The sequence below is a fragment of the Ruegeria sp. AL1 genome, assembly GCF_056540905.1.
Genome location: NZ_JBQFXP010000004.1, coordinates 169,761 through 185,405 on the forward strand (window position 1 = coordinate 169,761; position 15,645 = coordinate 185,405).

Consider the following 15,645-nt stretch of genomic DNA (forward strand, 5'->3'; position numbering starts at 1 on the left):
TGTGCGCTGCCGGTATAGTCTTGAATGTAAATCTCTTTCAGAAAGGCGAGGCGATCATGAAAGCCCGGATTTCCGCCCTATTGGCACTGGCTGCAATTCTCGGCATCGGGACGGCCGCGCAGGCCAAACCGTTGTCCCGGATTATCGCGGAAATGGGGCTGAGCCCTGCTGATTTCGAAGTGGTCAGCGCCACCGCAGACGGGATACTGGCAAGCGGCACGCCGAAGGTCGGGGCCGAGCAGGGCTGGTCCAGCGAGGCGTCCGGTTCCAAAGGCACCATTCGCATACAGGATGTCCGCGACAATTGCGTCATCCTGCAGCACGTGGTTCAACCGGGTGGCTCAGAACAGACGCGCGAGGTCAGAACCCAAAGGTGCAAGGACGCGTCGGGCAAATGGGTGTTGACCCCCTGACCAGCACTCAATAGCCGCGCGCGCGATCGACCTCGTGCAGCAACGGTTCGCCCGCCGTCAGTCTTTGGTAATTCGCGGCCACATCCGCCAGTGCGTCGCCCAGATGCCAGCCCGAGACATGCGGTGTGATCGTCACACCGGGATGGGCCCAAAGCGGGCTGTTCGATGGCAAAGGCTCGGTCCGGGTCACATCTAGAACGGCGTGACCGGGCGCGCCCGCGTCCAGTGCGGCTGTCAGGGCGGTTTCGTCAATCAGGTCTCCACGACCAGCGTTCAGCAACTGACTGCCCGGCTTCATGGCCGCAAGCATTTCGGCGTCAAACAACCCGATGGTCTGCGGGGTCGAGGGCAGGATGGCGCAGACATGATCGCATTGGCCCAGCAAATCCGGCAGGGTGTCCGCGCCGTGCAGACAGGTGACGCCTTCGATCTGTTTGGGTGACCGGCTCCAGCCCATGACCTGAAACCCGACAGACCGCAGCATCCGGGCACTGCGCGCGCCGATATGGCCCAACCCCAGAACACCCACAACCGTATCCGGAGAATACTCTGGCGCTATGGGCTGCCACTCAGCCCGGCGCTGCGCGGCTTCGTATCGTGCCATATGCCTTTGGTGGCGCAGGATGTAGGCGACAAACCACTCGGCAATGCCTTGCGCGGGCGCGTCCGGTTTCAGACGCGCGATGCGGACGTGGCCCGACAGGTTCGGATTGCCGACAATGGTTTCAACCCCTGCACCCAGCTTTTGCACCAGTTTCAGATTGGGCAGGCGTTTGGGATGATCGTCTCGCAAAGCCACCACTGCGACCATGGTGATCTGGCCGGGGTCGCCGATCGTGTCCGGTGTGCGGATATCGATCCCGGGGGCCATATTGCGAATGTCGCGGGCGATTTGGTCATCGCCGATCCAGTCTGACAAGCCGGTTTCAATCAACAACGCCATATTCGGGTTTCCTTTATGTCAATTTTGATCATGGTGACGTACCGTCATCCAACTGGACATCCTGTCGGCAGCTAAGTCATTCTCGGACCAAACGTAAAGCCCGCCTGCCGGGCCGAAGGAGGAAATTTCATGAACATGTCATTCGGCCTGCGGGATGAGAACCGGGCCTTGCTGCAACGGGTGGCCAACATGATCCGGGATGAGATCATGCCTGTGGAAGACGAATATCAGGCCGAGATCAACACCGGTGACCGCTGGCAATACACTGACCGGCAAGCCGAGATACTGGAGGGGCTAAAGGCCCGCGCCAAAGCGGCGGGCCTGTGGAATTTCTGGTTGACCGACAGTGACAAGGGCTTTGGCCTGACCACGGTTGAATACGCCTATTTCGCCGAAGAGATGGGCAAGACGCCTTTGGGTGCCGAAGTGTTCAACTGCTCGGCACCGGATACCGGGAATATGGAAGTCTTTGAACGCTACGGCTCTGAGAAGATGAAAGAGCAATGGTTGAAGCCGTTGCTCGAAGGTCAGATACGTTCGGCTTACTTGATGACCGAACCCGATGTGGCTTCGTCAGATGCCACAAATATCGCCATGTCCTGTGTGCGGGATGGCGACGAATATGTGCTGAACGGCGAGAAATGGTGGTCGTCTGGCGCAGGTGATCCGCGATGCAAGGTCTACATCGTCATGGTCAAGACTGCGGGAGAGGATCAGCCCAAGCACAAAAGGCAATCGATGATCGTGGTTCCGGCAGACGCGCCCGGCATCGATATCCTGCGCCCGATGGAGGTCTACGGCCACGACGACGCACCACACGGGCACATGCATATCCGGTTCACAAATGTCCGCGTGCCCGCCGAGAACATCCTGCTGGGTGAAGGGCGCGGGTTCGAGATTGCTCAGGGACGTCTTGGCCCGGGCCGCATCCACCACTGCATGCGCGCCATCGGACAGGCCGAGATCGCGTTGGAGCGGATGTGTAAACGGTCGTTTCAGCGCGAAGCATTTGGCAAAAAGCTGGCGCAGCTCGGGGCGAATTACGACATCATCGCCGAATGCCGGATGGAGATCGAAATGGCGCGGCTGCTATGTCTCAAGGCGGCGTGGTACATGGATCAGGGTGACGCCCGCGCTGCAGCCCCGTGGATCAGCCAGATCAAGGTTGTGGCCCCCAAGGTCGCGCTGAAGGTGATTGATGAAGCTGTTCAGATGTATGGCGGGCAGGGGATCAGTCAGGATACGCCTTTGGCCGCGGCGTGGACTCATGTGCGGACCCTGCGTCTGGCCGATGGTCCTGATGCGGTGCACCGCCGTCAGGTTGCGCGGGCTGAGCTGAAAAAACACACGCAGGAAAAGGTCTGAGAAACGCAATGGTCCTGAAACCCGACCTTGACCGGCAGTGCTACTTTCACCTCCGCGCCGACGGGGCGTTTATCGGCAATGACCCCGCGCGCGGGCCATGGTCTGCCGATCATTGCCATGCCGGGCCGGTCAGCGGGTTGATCGTGCGCGCGGCCGAGACCGAGGTGGGGCCTGAAAAGATGCTGACGCGTCTGACGGTTGATCTGCTGCGGCCGTTGCCTTTGTCGGGATTACGGGTCGCGGCGGAAACCACGCGCCACACCAAGACACTGGCGACCACACGGGTGACTGTGCACGATTTGGACGACACGCTGTGCGCCACAGCGACCACGATGCATATGGTGCGCCGAGACCTAGGTGCTGTCCCGAATGTGACGCTGCAGCCGCCCGAGTTGGGAAACACCGTCACGGGCCCGTTCCCGATCGGCGAAACGCGCCATGATCTGCCCGGTTTCGCGGATCATTCCGAAATCCTTTACCCGGCGGGTGGCAATCAGGGGGCGGGTCCCAAGACCGTTTGGATGCGCACACCTCCTTTGCTGGAGGGGGAAGAACAGTCGCCGATTCAGGCCCTGTGCCCGCTGGCCGATTGCGGCAACGGGATTTCCTGGAACGCACCCACGACCGAGATGGGGTTCATGAACACCGACCTGACCGTTCAGGTGCATCGCGAACCGGTCTCGGACTGGCTGGCCTCGGAGTCCATCTGTCATTGGCAACCGTCGGGGATCGGGATGTCTCAATCGGTGCTTTATGACACCGAAGGTCCCGTCGGCACTGCCCTGCAAACGCTGGTTCTGTTTCCGCCGGGATGACCTGATGGGCCGGTTTCTGCGCGTTCATGTGAAACCGCATTGTCGGACGGGGACCGGCATCCTATCTTGCGCTCATGCGCTGGCTTGTCATCCCACTCACCTGTTGCCTGCCGATTCCGGCCATGGCTCATCCGCATGTCTTCATCGACACGGGACTTGAGTTCATTGTCGATGATGCGGGCCATCTGACCCATGTGCGCGTCACCTGGGCTTATGATGAGTTCTTTTCGTTGCTCCAGCTGGAAGACATGCGGCTGGATCAGGACGGCGACGGCGTTCTGAGCGACAGCGAAGAAGCGTTCCTGTCCGGCTTCGATGCGCAATGGGTTGAAGGCTATAACGGGGATCTGGTTGTCTGGGCGGATGGTCAGGCTGTGCCCTTGTCCGGCCCCATGGACGCACGGGCCACGACCGAGGATGGGCGCATCGTCACAACCCATCTGCGCGCGGTGGACGGGGGTGGCGTTCCGGCTGATGCGCTGACCGCCAAGGCGTTTGATGAGACATACTACACCGCCTATGACGTGACCCGCCCGGTCACTGTATCCGGGCCATCTTCCTGCCTGATCGAACAGATCGAGGCGGATATCGACGGCCAGTTGGCGCAGATGCAGGCCTTCTTGCGCACGTTGGATGCGGATTACGACCTTGAGGAAAATGACATTCCGCTGGTCGGCGAAAATTTTGCCACCGAGATTCGCGTTTCATGTCCAAATACCTGATCGTTCCTGTCGCGCTGGCCATCGCGTTGCTGCTGTGGTTCTGGGGCAGCGGCGGGTTCGACCAACTGGCCGCATGGGCAGCTGGCGAGCAGCGTGAATTCCAGAACCAGATCGCCCGATCCCTGCGCGCCGCCCGCGCCGAACAGCCCGAGGCCGTGGCAACCCTGCTGACCGTCTGTTTCGCCTATGGTTTCTTTCACGCCATCGGCCCCGGTCATGGCAAGGTGTTGATCGGAGGGTACGGGCTGGGTCGCCGCGTCGCCTTCTGGCGCTTGTCGGCGATCAGCGTTCTGTCCAGTCTGGGGCAGGCGGTAACGGCAATCGTTCTGGTCTATGCGGGTGTTCTGATCTTTCAGATGTCACGTGAAAGCCTTGTGGGCGCGACCGAACAGGTGATGGCACCCATAAGTTACGGGGCGATTGCGGTGATCGGCTTGTGGCTGGTGGTGAGGGCTCTGCGCGGTTTCGCAAGGCGGCATCGCTCGAACGCGCATCATGATCATCACCACCATCACGGCGAGGTCTGTTCCGATTGCGGCCACAAGCATGGCCCGACGCCGGACGAAGTGGCCAATGTCGGCAGCCTGCGCGAGGCGTTGGTGCTGATTGCCGGGATCGCCGCGCGCCCCTGTACGGGGGCGCTGTTCGTACTGATCCTGACCTGGCAGATGGGCATCGCCATAGTCGGGGTGGCAGGAACCTTTGCGATGGCATTGGGTACGGCAACCGTGACCACGCTGGTCGGCTGGACCTCTTTTGGCTTGCGCGGGGGGCTATTGGCCTCGGCCTCGGCCACCCGGTTCGCGCAGGTGTTGGCCCCGACCATCGAGCTGGTCGCGGGCCTGCTGATTGCCGTTATCGCCGGCGGTCTGCTGCTGCGCGCGATCTAATCGAAAACCGGCTGAGGATAGCCGACCCGCGCCAGATACAACCCCTGCGGCGGACAGACCGGCCCGCAGGCGGCCCGGTTCGTCGCCTCCAACGCATCCCGCACATCCTCGGGCGTCCAAGCCCCGGCGCCGACGCGTTCCAGGGTGCCGACAAAGCTGCGCACCTGATTGTGCAGGAAAGACCTTGCGCGGACATGGAAATGAACCTCGGGCCCTGAAAACCCCTGCACCTGCTCAACGCGCAATTCATCCAGCGTTTTGACCGGGCTGGCGGCCTGACAGATCGAGGATCGGAACGTGGTAAAGTCATGCCGTCCGATCAGCATGTCCGCTCCGGTTTGCATGGCTGGTACGTCCAACTGGTGATTGATCTGCCAGACCTGCCCCGCGTTATGGGTCGCAGGCGCGCGGCGCATCAGGATGCGGAAAAGATACTGCCGCTCGATTGCGGAAAAGCGCGCGTGCCAATCTTCGTCCACCCGCGCTGCGGTCACGATGGCGACGGGCTGCGGTTTGAGGTGATAGTTCAGCGCCTCGGACAGGCGAAACGGGTCCCAATCCTTGATCAGATCACAATGGGCGACCTGTCCCAGCGCATGAACGCCCGCATCTGTGCGGCCGGCGGCGGCAATCGTGTGATCTCCGGGCTGAATGCATGACAGCGCCTGTTCAATCGCCCCCTGAACCGAGGGCTGATCCTTCTGCCTTTGCCACCCGGCAAACGGCTCTCCTTGGTATTCGACTTTCAGCGCGTATCTTGGCATGAGCCGCTGGTACCGCGCTGTGCCCGAACGGGCAAGAGCGTGAAAGCGCTGGTATGTCGCGTGGCGGCTACCTATCTTGAGCGAAACAATAAAAGCGGGACGACAGTTTGGTCATTTCATCGCTGGCAGACAGTCTTGTGCGCGGGTTTGAGTCCGTGGGCGACAGCGTGTCCGGCGCCTTGTTCGAGCCGGTGATCCGGCTGGGGGTCACCGGTCTGGCGCGATCGGGCAAAACGGTGTTCATCACGTCGCTGGTTGCGAACCTGCTGGATCGGGGGCGGATGCCGGGATTGGTCGCGCAGCAAGAAGGGCGCATCAGCGCGGCGTATCTGCAACCGCAGCCCGACGATACCGTGCCCCGGTTTGACTATGAAAACCACCTGTCCGCTCTGACAGGCGCGCAACCCCACTGGCCCGACAGCACCCGCGCCGTGTCCGAACTGCGCCTGTCCTTCAAGGCGCGCCCTTCAGGTTTGTTGTCCGGTCTGCAAGGTCCGCGCACGGTGCATCTGGATATTGTCGATTATCCCGGCGAATGGCTGCTAGATCTGGCACTGTTGGACAAATCCTATGCGCAATGGTCGTCCGAGACGCTGGCGCGCATTGCGGACCGAGCCGAGGCGGCCGGTTTTCTGGCTCAGGTCACAGACACCGAGCCGGACGGGCCGCATGATGAGGTGCAGGCGCAGGCCCTTGCCAAAGCGTTCGCGGATTATCTGAATGCTGCCCGCGAAGCCGGGTTCTATGACTGCACGCCCGGTCGGTTCCTGTTGCCGGGGGATCTGGCGGGCTCTCCGGTCCTGACCTTCGCGCCTTTGCCGGTGGATGGGGCCGCGCCCCGCCGCAGCCTGCATCGCGAGATGGCGCGGCGGTTTGAGGCCTACAAATCTCAGGTCGTCAAACCGTTTTTCCGCGATCACTTCTCGCGGATCGACCGGCAGGTTGTTCTGGTCGACGCGCTGGGCGCGATCCACAAGGGGCCGCAGGCGGTCGAGGATATGCGCCGTGCGATGGGTGACATCCTGTCGGCGTTCCGACCCGGGCGCAACGCGTGGCTCAGCCAGCTGCTGCTGGGCAAAAGGGTCGAGCGCATCCTGTTTGCCGCCACCAAGGCCGATCACCTGCATCACCATCAGCACGCCCGCCTGACCCATATCATGGAGGCCCTGACCCGCGATGCCCGCGATCGCGCAAAGTTCGCCGGTGCCGAAACCGCAGCGCTGTCTCTGGCGGCATTGCGCGCAACAACCGAAGAGATGCGTACCCATCAGGGCGTGGATTTACCCTGTGTAAGGGGCACCGTGCAGGGCGGCAAACAGGCGGCTTTTTATCCCGGCGAGTTGCCCGAAGATCCCTCCAGGTTGCTGGGGCCCGCGCGTGACGGCGCGGACAGCTGGCTGGATCAGGATTATGGGTTCATGAATTTTGCCCCCGCACAGCTGACCTTGCGACCGGGCGACGGCCCGCCGCATATCCGGCTGGACCGCGCGGCGCAATTCCTGATCGGAGACCGGCTGTGACCTTGATCCTGCGCCCCGCCCGCAGCACCGATGCCGGTGCGACCGGGGAAATCCTGTATGGATTCGCCCGCGAGATGGAGTGGATGCCCGAGCTTCACTCGCGTGCGGAAACCATCGCCTTTTGCGGCAGGATGATCGATCTGGATTGGGTCACCGTGGCCGAAACCGAGGCCGGGGTGGTCGGGTTTCTGGCTTTGAATGGGGCGGATATTCATTCGCTTTACCTGACTGCATCAGCGCGCGGGCAGGGGATCGGGAAACGCCTGCTGAATCACGCCAAGGCCGGGCACGCGCATCTGTCATTGTTTGCCTTTCAGGCCAATCACGGCGCGCGGCGGTTTTACGAGCGCAACGGCTTTGCCGAGGTTGCGCGCGGCAATGGGGCCGACAATGACGAGAACCTTCCGGACATCAAATATGTCTGGAACCGAAAAGGGGATGCAGATGGTTAAAGGCCCGGTTCTGATTGATCTCGATGCCGAAGAACCTGCTGCCGATGTGGCACAGGCCCCGCCGGTGCCGGACACGGTCGCGCCGCAGGGGAATGCCATGCAGTCGGCCGCGCGGTTGGCGGCGCACAAACCGTCGGCCTTGTCCCGGTGGTTCTGGGGGCTGGCGGCGGCTGTGGTCGGTGCCGTGGTCTCGGTCGCCGCTTGGGATTTTGTGAATAGTCTGCTGCTCCGGGCACCGCTCCTGGGATGGGCGGTGACGGGCTTGTTTGCGGCGTTGATTCTGGTCGCTCTGATCATCGCGTTGCGCGAACTGGCCGCCATCGGGCGGTTGTCGCGGATCGACGGAATACGTCAGGCTGCGGATGCCGCGCTGGCCGCCGATGATCTGTTGCAGGCCCGTACGGTCGCGAACCGGCTGATCGCGTTTTATAAAGGTCGGGACGACACCAGATGGGGCCGCGACCGGCTGGCCGAAAGGATTGACGAGCAGTTTGATGCCTCCGGCCTGCTGACTTTGACCGAGGATGAATTGCTGGCCCCGCTTGACGCCGCCGCCAGCCGCGAGGTCGAGGCCGCCGCGCGTCAGGTCGCAACTGTGACGGCGTTGGTTCCCCTGGCGTTGGCGGACGTGTTCACCGCGCTCGCCGCCTCGCTGCGGATGATCCGGCGTATTGCCGAGATTTACGGGGGGCGAGCGGGCTTTTGGGGCAGCTGGCGTCTGACGCGTGCCGTGTTCGTGCATCTCGTGGCCACAGGCGCGGTGGCGGTCGGTGACGATCTGCTTGAGCCCGTTCTGGGCGGTTCGGTCCTCAGCAAACTGTCGCGGCGGTTTGGCGAGGGGTTGGTGAATGGCGCGCTCAGCGCCCGTGTCGGCGTTGCCGCCATGGAAGTTTGCCGCCCTCTGCCATTTTCCGACCGCCACAAGCCGTCGACCCGAGCCATCATCAAGCGTGCCCTGGTCGGGCTGTTTTCCAAAACTTGATCTGACGCAAGGCCAAGACATTCCGAGTCCTGCATAACAGGGTCGGAGCCAGCCATGACCGATCACGGACACAGCCAGCAGGAAATCGTCGCGCGGATCAATGCGCCTCCGGGGCGGGGGGTCCTTCGGGATGTGGTCTACGGGGGCATTGACGGCTCGGTCACGACCTTCGCCATTGTCGCCGGAGTAGCCGGGGCGGGACTGTCGCCGTTTGTCATCGTTGCGCTGGGGCTGGCCAATGTGCTGGCGGACGGGTTCTCGATGGCGGCGGGCAATTATTCGGGGACCAAGGCCGAACTGGATAATATCCACCGGATTCGCGCCATCGAAGAACGCCATATCGACCTCTACCCGGACGGAGAGCGCCGCGAAGTGCGTGAAATATTATCTCAGAAAGGTCTGTCGGGTCGGGTGCTGGACGAGGCGACGGATGCGATAACGGAAAATCATGACAACTGGATCAACCTGATGATCGAAGGGGAATATGGTTTGGGCAGCGTTGATCCGCACCCGCTGAAGGCCGCAATGGCCACGTTCTTTGCATTCCTTGTCGCGGGGATGGTGCCGCTGTTGCCTTTCCTTCTGTCTGTCGAAGGCGCATTTGCGCTCTCTGCATGGATGACGATGGGCGTGTTCTTCGCCATTGGCGCACTGAAAAGCCGATGGTCGCTGGCGCCCTGGTGGCGGTCGGGGATCGAGACTCTCCTGATCGGAGGCGTGGCGGCGGCCATCGCCTATTGGGTCGGGTCGTTATTTCATCCTTAGATGAGAACTGACCTCTAACGTCTGAGACGGTGGAATGGGCCGTCCTATGATCTGTTCGAGCCACATCAGATATCTATCTGGATTTCCTGACTATTAACCCGGCACGGCGCGGGATAGATTTGGTCGGCCATAGTTCGGAGACTTCGGTTGGAATCCTTGCTTGTCCTTGTCGGCCTGATCGTGCTGGCCATTCCTGTCTTGATCGTCGTGCTGTTGATCGGCCAGTCGCGGCTGCGCAAACGAGTTGAACAGCTTGAGCGGCAGTTGGCGGAGCACTTGCCCGACACGCCAGTTCAGGCCGCAGCTCCTGCCAGGCCGGTGCCGTCCGAAACCAAACCCAAATCGGGGCCATGGGCTGCGGCCAAACCTCCGGCGACCGGCGAACCAGAACAAGCCGAGGCATCCTTGCAACATGGTGATCCGGCGCCTCCGGCGGCCATCGTTCTGCGCCAGGATAGGTTTGCCGCGCTGGCCGAGTGGCTGCGCGAAAACTGGTTTTACGCGGTCTCTGCGCTGTCGCTGGCGCTGGCGGGGATATTTCTGGTGCAATACGGGGTCGAAAACGGGCTGCTGCCCCCGACCGCTCGGGTGCTTGCGGCGCTGGGATTTGGCGCGGCTCTGATCGGTGCCGGAGAGATCGTGCGCCGCCGTTTTGGCGATGACGAAGACGTCGCCACCGCCTATCTGCCCTCGGTCTTCTCGGGCGCGGGGCTGGTGACACTGTTCGGGGCCATTCTGGCCGCGCGGCAGCTATACGGCCTGATCAGTCCCGAAGCCGCTCTGATTGGTATGGCTCTGGTGGCCCTGTTTGGGCTGATTCTGGGCTGGTTCCATGGCCCGCTTTTGGCGGCGGTGGGCCTGATCGGCGCTTTTGCGGCACCGTTTGTCGTGGGTGGGTCTTCGGACGATCCAACGTGGCTTTATGGCTATTTCTTCGTGATCGCGGTGTTGGGGCTGGGCATCGACACGGTTCGGCGCTGGGCGTGGATTTCCGTCCTGACCCTTGTCGGAGCTTACAGCGCGGCGTTTCTGCTGGTGCTTTCGTCACCCTTGACCGAGCCCGGATACCTGACTTGCATCACAGCTTTCGCGTTGATCGCCATCGCGATCCCCGCCCGGCGTATCTGGCCCGATCATTCCGGCCGGATGATCACGCAGATGATCCGTCGAAAGAAAGGTGCCCCGTGGCCGGAATTCCCAACGCGGCTGGCCTTTGCAGCCGTTGCGGCCAGTTCGGCGATCCTGTCGATCCACTGGGCAGACTCGACAAGCGAATTCTGGCTGGGTGTTGCGCTGCTGGCCGGGCTGACGCTGGCGCTGATCATCTGGGCGAAGGGCGCGCAGGCGCTGCAGGATGTGGCTTTGATGCCTGCGCTAGGCCTGATCTGGTTCGTACTGGTGCATGGTCTGGACTATGGCGCGGCGGTGCGCGCTTTCGCAGACACCTACGTCGAGACGGCTGAGGCGGATTTCCCCGTGATCGCCACATCGTTAGTGGCGTTAGGCGCGTTGATCTCTGCTCTGGCGGCATGGCGTTCGTTTGGCGGCGGGCGCTACGGCGTGGTCTGGGCCGGGGCCTCGGCCCTGTTCGCCCCGCTGATGGCCATCGCGCTTGAGGTTGGTTGGCATCCGGCAAAGGTGATCGGGGCCTATCCTTGGGCGCTGCATGCCGTGGCGCTTGGGGCGATGATGGTGGTTCTGGCCGAGCGGTTTGCGCGGATTGATGGCGACGACCGAATGCGGCCCTCGCTGGCGACGTTGTCAGCGCTGTCCTGTCTCAGCTTTGCCTGCATCATCGTGCTCAGTTCGGCGGCCCTGACCGTGGCCCTGACTGTGATGATCGTCGTGGCCGCGGTACTGGACCGGCGCTTTGATCTGCCCCCAATGAGCTGGTTCATCTGGGCAGGAGTGTTCACCGTAACCGTCCGGCTGGTTCTCGAACCCGGCCTCCGTTGGGCCAATGACGCCCCGCTGGCCGAAATGGTGCTGGTCTATGCCGCCGCCGTGATTGGCTTTGTTGCGGGCCGGGCGCTGCTAAAGCCCTTAAACCGCCCCATCGCCGCGCTGCTCTTGGAAAGCGCTGCGTGGGCGACGGCGGGCATCCTGCTGTCGCTGCTGCTGCTGCGCTGGCTAGAGGGGTTCGGCGAAGGCGGGGCCAAGTACAGCCATTGGGGTCTGGGCCTTTTGGCGGTCATCTGGCTGCTGCTGGCCTATGCACAGGTTCAGCGGTTCGAACTCGGCGGCAAGCTGAATTATGCGCGCTATCTGCTGGCAGGCTTCTTCGCCGCACACGGTATCGCCCGGCTGGCACAGGCTCTGTCCGAGGCGAACCCGCTGATCGATCCGCTCACCGACCCGGTGCTGGGTCCGCCGGTCTTGAACACGCTTGCGGTGGCCTATCTACTGCCCGCATTGGCCATCGGATTCTCGGCATGGCGCATCGGTGCGATGCCTATATTGCTTCGGCGGATCAGCTATGCAGCCGCCGGAGCGCTGGCCGCTGTCTGGCTGGGTTTGGCAATCCGGCACGTTTGGCAGGGTGCGGGCGGAATGTTCGAAGGCAACGGCGTCACCCAGCCCGAACTTTATTCATATACGCTCACCCTTTTGGTTATCGGAGCCGTGCTGTTCTACCAGTCGCTGGCGCGTCGGTCCGACCTGATGCGCAAGGCCGGGCTCGCTGTGATCGGGCTTGCAGTGGCCAAGGTGTTTCTGATCGATATCGCGGGTCTGGGCGGGCTGATCCGGGTGTTCTCGCTGTTGGCCTTGGGGCTGGCATTGGCGGGTCTGGCGTGGCTCAACCGCTGGGCCAAGCTGCGCCATTTGCCGCAAGGGTCGGAACCTCTGGACCATTAGGCGTGGCCGTCTTATAAGCGCGGCCATGCATGACCGTTTGGCCATCATTATTCGAATTATATCCCCGGCGCTCTGATACCACGAGACGCCGGGCAAAGGTGCTTGAGATATCGCACTGACCGCTTCGATCCACATGACGACAAGACCATCCTGAGGACGCCCCAAATGTGCGCCGAGACACCTGACTACAAAGACACGCTGAACCTGCCCAAAACCGATTTCCCCATGCGCGCGGGCCTGCCCAAGCGCGAGCCCGCCTGGCTGGAGCGCTGGGAAAAGATCGGCGTCTATGACCGCCTGCGCGAGAAAGAGGGCCGGACGCCCTTTACTCTGCATGACGGCCCCCCGTATGCGAACGGCCACCTGCATATCGGCCACGCGCTGAACAAAACCATCAAGGACATGATCGTGCGGTCGCATCAGATGATGGGCCATGACGCGCGTTACGTGCCCGGCTGGGACTGCCACGGCCTGCCGATCGAATGGAAGATCGAAGAGCAGTACCGCAAGAAGGGCAAGAACAAGGACGAGGTGAACATCGTCGATTTCCGTCAGGAATGCCGCAAGTTCGCTGAGGGTTGGATCGATATCCAGCGCGAAGAATTCAAGCGTTTGGGCATCACCGGCAACTGGCCCGATCCCTATATCACCATGGACTATCACGCCGAGGCGGTGATCGCGGATGAGTTCATGAAGTTCCTGATGAACGGGACTTTGTATCAGGGCTCCAAGCCCGTGATGTGGTCGCCTATTGAAAAGACCGCTCTGGCCGAGGCCGAGGTCGAGTATCACGACAAGGAAAGCTTTACCGTTTGGGTGAAGTTCAAGGTCGTGAACACCGGCGATGTGACGCTGGACAACGCCTATGTGGTGATCTGGACAACCACCCCGTGGACCATGCCGTCGAACAAGGCTGTGGTCTATGGCGAGGGTATTTCCTACGGCCTCTACGAAGTGACAGGCCGCCCCGAGGAGTGCTGGGCACGGATCGGTGAACGCTATTTGTTGGCCGATGACCGTGCTGCGGATGTGTTTGCGCGGGCGCGACTGGACGACTCGATGTATCGCCGCCTGTGTGATGTTACGCAGGAGGATCTGGCCAAGATTCAGCTGACTCACCCGCTGGCCGGTGCCGAGGGCGGCAATGGCGAATGGGACAACCTTCGCGACTTCCGTGCCGCCGACTTCGTGACCGACACCGAGGGTACCGGCTTCGTTCACTGCGCGCCGTCGCACGGGATGGAGGAATTCGAGCTTTATCGCGATCTGGGCATGTTGGAGCAGGTCATCACCTATAACGTGATGGACGATGGCTCGTTCCGTGCCGATCTGCCGTTCTTTGGCGGCAAATACATCCTGTCCCGCAAGGGTGGCGAGGGTGACGCGAACAAGGCGATCATCGACAAGCTGGCCGAGGTTGGCGGACTGCTCGCGCGGGGCAAGATCAAGCACAGCTATCCGCATTCGTGGCGGTCCAAGGCTCCGATCATCTACCGCAATACGCCGCAGTGGTTTGCGTCCGTTGACCGCAAGCTGGATGACGGCATGGGCGAGATGGGCGACACCATCCGCGAACGTGCCCTGCGGTCCATCGACGAGCTTGTCAAGTGGACGCCGAAAACCGGTCGTAACCGCCTGTATTCGATGATCGAAGCGCGCCCGGACTGGGTTCTGTCGCGTCAACGCGCCTGGGGCGTGCCGCTGACCTGCTTCACCAAGAAGGGGACTCTGCCGACCGACGCGGATTACCTGCTGCGCAATGAGGAGTTGAACGCGCGCATCAAGGCGGCGTTCGAAAAGGACGGCGCGGATATCTGGTACACTGACGGGTTCAAAGAGAAGATCCTCGACGGCATCGTAAACCCCGACGATTACGATCAGGTGTTCGACGTGCTGGACGTGTGGTTCGACTCAGGCTCCACCCACGCATTCGTTCTGCGCGACCGTGAGGACGGGACCGAGGACGGGATCGCCGACGTGTATATGGAGGGCACCGACCAGCACCGCGGATGGTTCCATTCGTCCATGCTGCAGGCTTGCGGCACCAAAGGACGCGCGCCGTATCGCAACGTGGTGACCCATGGCTTCACGCTGGATGCCAAGGGCAACAAGATGTCCAAATCGCTGGGCAACACCATCGTGCCGGAAGAGGTCGTCAAGCAATACGGTGCCGATATCCTGCGCCTCTGGGTGGCGCAGACAGACTATACCGCCGACCAGCGGATCGGGCCGGAAATCCTGAAAGGCACCGCCGACAGTTATCGCCGCCTGCGCAACACCATGCGGTTCATGCTGGGCTCGCTGGCCGACTTCACCGAGGCCGACCGCGTTGCGCCCGAGGATATGCCGCGCCTGGAATGCTGGGTCCTCAGCCGTCTGGCCGATCTGGATGAACAGGTGCGCAAAGGCTATGCCGCGTTCGATTTTCAGGGCGTATTCAGCGCCGTGTTCACCTTTGCCACGGTTGATCTGTCGTCGTTCTACTTCGACGTTCGCAAGGACGCACTCTACTGCGACGGCGATAGCCTGCGCCGCCGCGCGGCGCGCACGGTGCTGGACATCCTGTTCCACCGCTTGACCACATGGTTGGCCCCGATTTTGGTCTTCACCATGGAGGAGGTCTGGCTGGAGCGGTTCCCGGGCGATGAAAGCTCGGTCCATCTGGTGGATTTCCCGGATACGCCTGCCCATTGGCGTCATCACAAGATGGAGGAAGCCGTTGCCAAAGTGCGCCGCGTCCGCCGTGCCGTGACGGCTGCGCTGGAGGTGCAGCGGCAGGACAAGGTGATTGGCTCCAGCCTTGAAGCTGCTCCGATCGTCTATGTCGAGGACAGCGAAACCCGAGATCTTCTGGCCACATTTGACGTCGACGATCTGTGCATCACCTCGGGCCTGACGGTGACCGGCGATCCGGCTCCGGCTGAGGCGTTCCGCGCGCCCGAGATCGAAGGGGTCGGTGTCGTGTTCGAGAAGGCCGAAGGGGCAAAATGTCAGCGGTGCTGGAAAATCCTGCCGGATGTGGGCCGCCATGGGCATGAGCGCGTTTGCGGACGCTGTGACGAAGCGTTGGGGTAGCGTCGCAGATTTTTGCGAGGCTCTGCCTCGCGCTCCGAGGTATTTTTGAACAGAAGAAGCAAGGGCGCGATCCGATTTCGGGT

The 15,645-nt window shown here is 62.1% G+C and carries 13 protein-coding genes; 11 read left to right on the plus strand and 2 right to left on the minus strand.

The window, feature by feature from the left end; all coding sequences use genetic code 11:
• Window positions 1-56: 56 nt before the first annotated feature.
• Window positions 57-413 (plus strand): hypothetical protein, encoded by a 357-nt coding sequence (locus tag ACRZ9X_RS08130; protein WP_480517615.1) that lies wholly within the window; start codon window positions 57-59, stop codon window positions 411-413.
• Window positions 414-420: 7 nt separating this feature from the next.
• Here the strand turns inward: ACRZ9X_RS08130 and ACRZ9X_RS08135 are convergent, their stop codons facing one another.
• Entirely contained in the window at window positions 421-1,356 is a 936-nt protein-coding gene (locus ACRZ9X_RS08135) for a 2-hydroxyacid dehydrogenase (RefSeq protein ID WP_480517617.1), read from the minus strand.
• A gap of 129 nt (window positions 1,357-1,485) precedes the next feature.
• Between ACRZ9X_RS08135 and ACRZ9X_RS08140 the strand changes: the two genes are divergently transcribed.
• The 4 genes from ACRZ9X_RS08140 (at window position 1,486) to ACRZ9X_RS08155 (ending at window position 5,148) form a co-directional block, all read left to right on the plus strand.
• A complete protein-coding gene (locus ACRZ9X_RS08140) occupies window positions 1,486-2,721 on the plus strand; it encodes an acyl-CoA dehydrogenase family protein (RefSeq protein ID WP_480517619.1) in 1,236 nt (411 codons plus the stop codon).
• 8 nt (window positions 2,722-2,729) lie between these two features.
• Window positions 2,730-3,536 carry a thioesterase family protein gene (locus ACRZ9X_RS08145; RefSeq protein ID WP_480517621.1) on the plus strand — a complete coding sequence of 269 codons (807 nt, stop codon included), beginning with the start codon at window positions 2,730-2,732 and terminating at the stop codon, window positions 3,534-3,536.
• Window positions 3,537-3,658: 122 nt separating this feature from the next.
• On the plus strand, window positions 3,659-4,258 hold the full coding sequence (locus ACRZ9X_RS08150) for a DUF1007 family protein (protein WP_480517623.1): 600 nt from the start codon (window positions 3,659-3,661) through the stop codon (window positions 4,256-4,258).
• Window positions 4,243-5,148, plus strand: coding sequence for a nickel/cobalt transporter (locus ACRZ9X_RS08155; RefSeq protein WP_480517625.1), 906 nt, complete (start codon window positions 4,243-4,245; stop codon window positions 5,146-5,148). Before ACRZ9X_RS08150 ends, ACRZ9X_RS08155 begins: the two co-directional genes overlap by 16 nt.
• On the opposite strand, the gene truA is transcribed toward ACRZ9X_RS08155, so the two are convergent.
• Window positions 5,145-5,912, minus strand: a complete 768-nt coding sequence (gene truA, locus ACRZ9X_RS08160; RefSeq protein WP_480517627.1) for a tRNA pseudouridine(38-40) synthase TruA — start codon at window positions 5,910-5,912, stop codon at window positions 5,145-5,147. The two genes, ACRZ9X_RS08155 and truA, sit on opposite strands and share 4 nt — an antisense overlap.
• Window positions 5,913-6,019: 107 nt before the next feature.
• Here truA and ACRZ9X_RS08165 point away from each other — a divergent pair, with 107 nt between their 5' ends.
• The 6 genes from ACRZ9X_RS08165 to ileS all read left to right on the plus strand — a co-directional run bounded on the left by ACRZ9X_RS08165 (window position 6,020) and on the right by ileS (window position 15,562).
• On the plus strand, window positions 6,020-7,432 hold the full coding sequence (locus ACRZ9X_RS08165) for a YcjX family GTP-binding protein (RefSeq protein ID WP_480517629.1): 1,413 nt from the start codon (window positions 6,020-6,022) through the stop codon (window positions 7,430-7,432).
• Window positions 7,429-7,884, plus strand: coding sequence for an N-acetyltransferase family protein (locus ACRZ9X_RS08170; RefSeq protein ID WP_480517631.1), 456 nt, complete (start codon window positions 7,429-7,431; stop codon window positions 7,882-7,884). Before ACRZ9X_RS08165 ends, ACRZ9X_RS08170 begins: the two co-directional genes overlap by 4 nt.
• Entirely contained in the window at window positions 7,877-8,866 is a 990-nt protein-coding gene (locus tag ACRZ9X_RS08175; protein ID WP_480517993.1) for a YcjF family protein, read from the plus strand. Before ACRZ9X_RS08170 ends, ACRZ9X_RS08175 begins: the two co-directional genes overlap by 8 nt.
• Window positions 8,867-8,920: 54 nt before the next feature.
• Entirely contained in the window at window positions 8,921-9,631 is a 711-nt protein-coding gene (locus tag ACRZ9X_RS08180; protein ID WP_480517633.1) for a VIT1/CCC1 transporter family protein, read from the plus strand.
• A gap of 147 nt (window positions 9,632-9,778) precedes the next feature.
• Entirely contained in the window at window positions 9,779-12,487 is a 2,709-nt protein-coding gene (locus ACRZ9X_RS08185; RefSeq protein WP_480517635.1) for a DUF2339 domain-containing protein, read from the plus strand.
• Between the two features lie 165 nt (window positions 12,488-12,652).
• Complete coding sequence (gene ileS / locus ACRZ9X_RS08190; RefSeq protein WP_480517637.1) at window positions 12,653-15,562, plus strand: isoleucine--tRNA ligase; 2,910 nt, start codon at window positions 12,653-12,655, stop codon at window positions 15,560-15,562.
• Window positions 15,563-15,645: the final 83 nt, after the last annotated feature.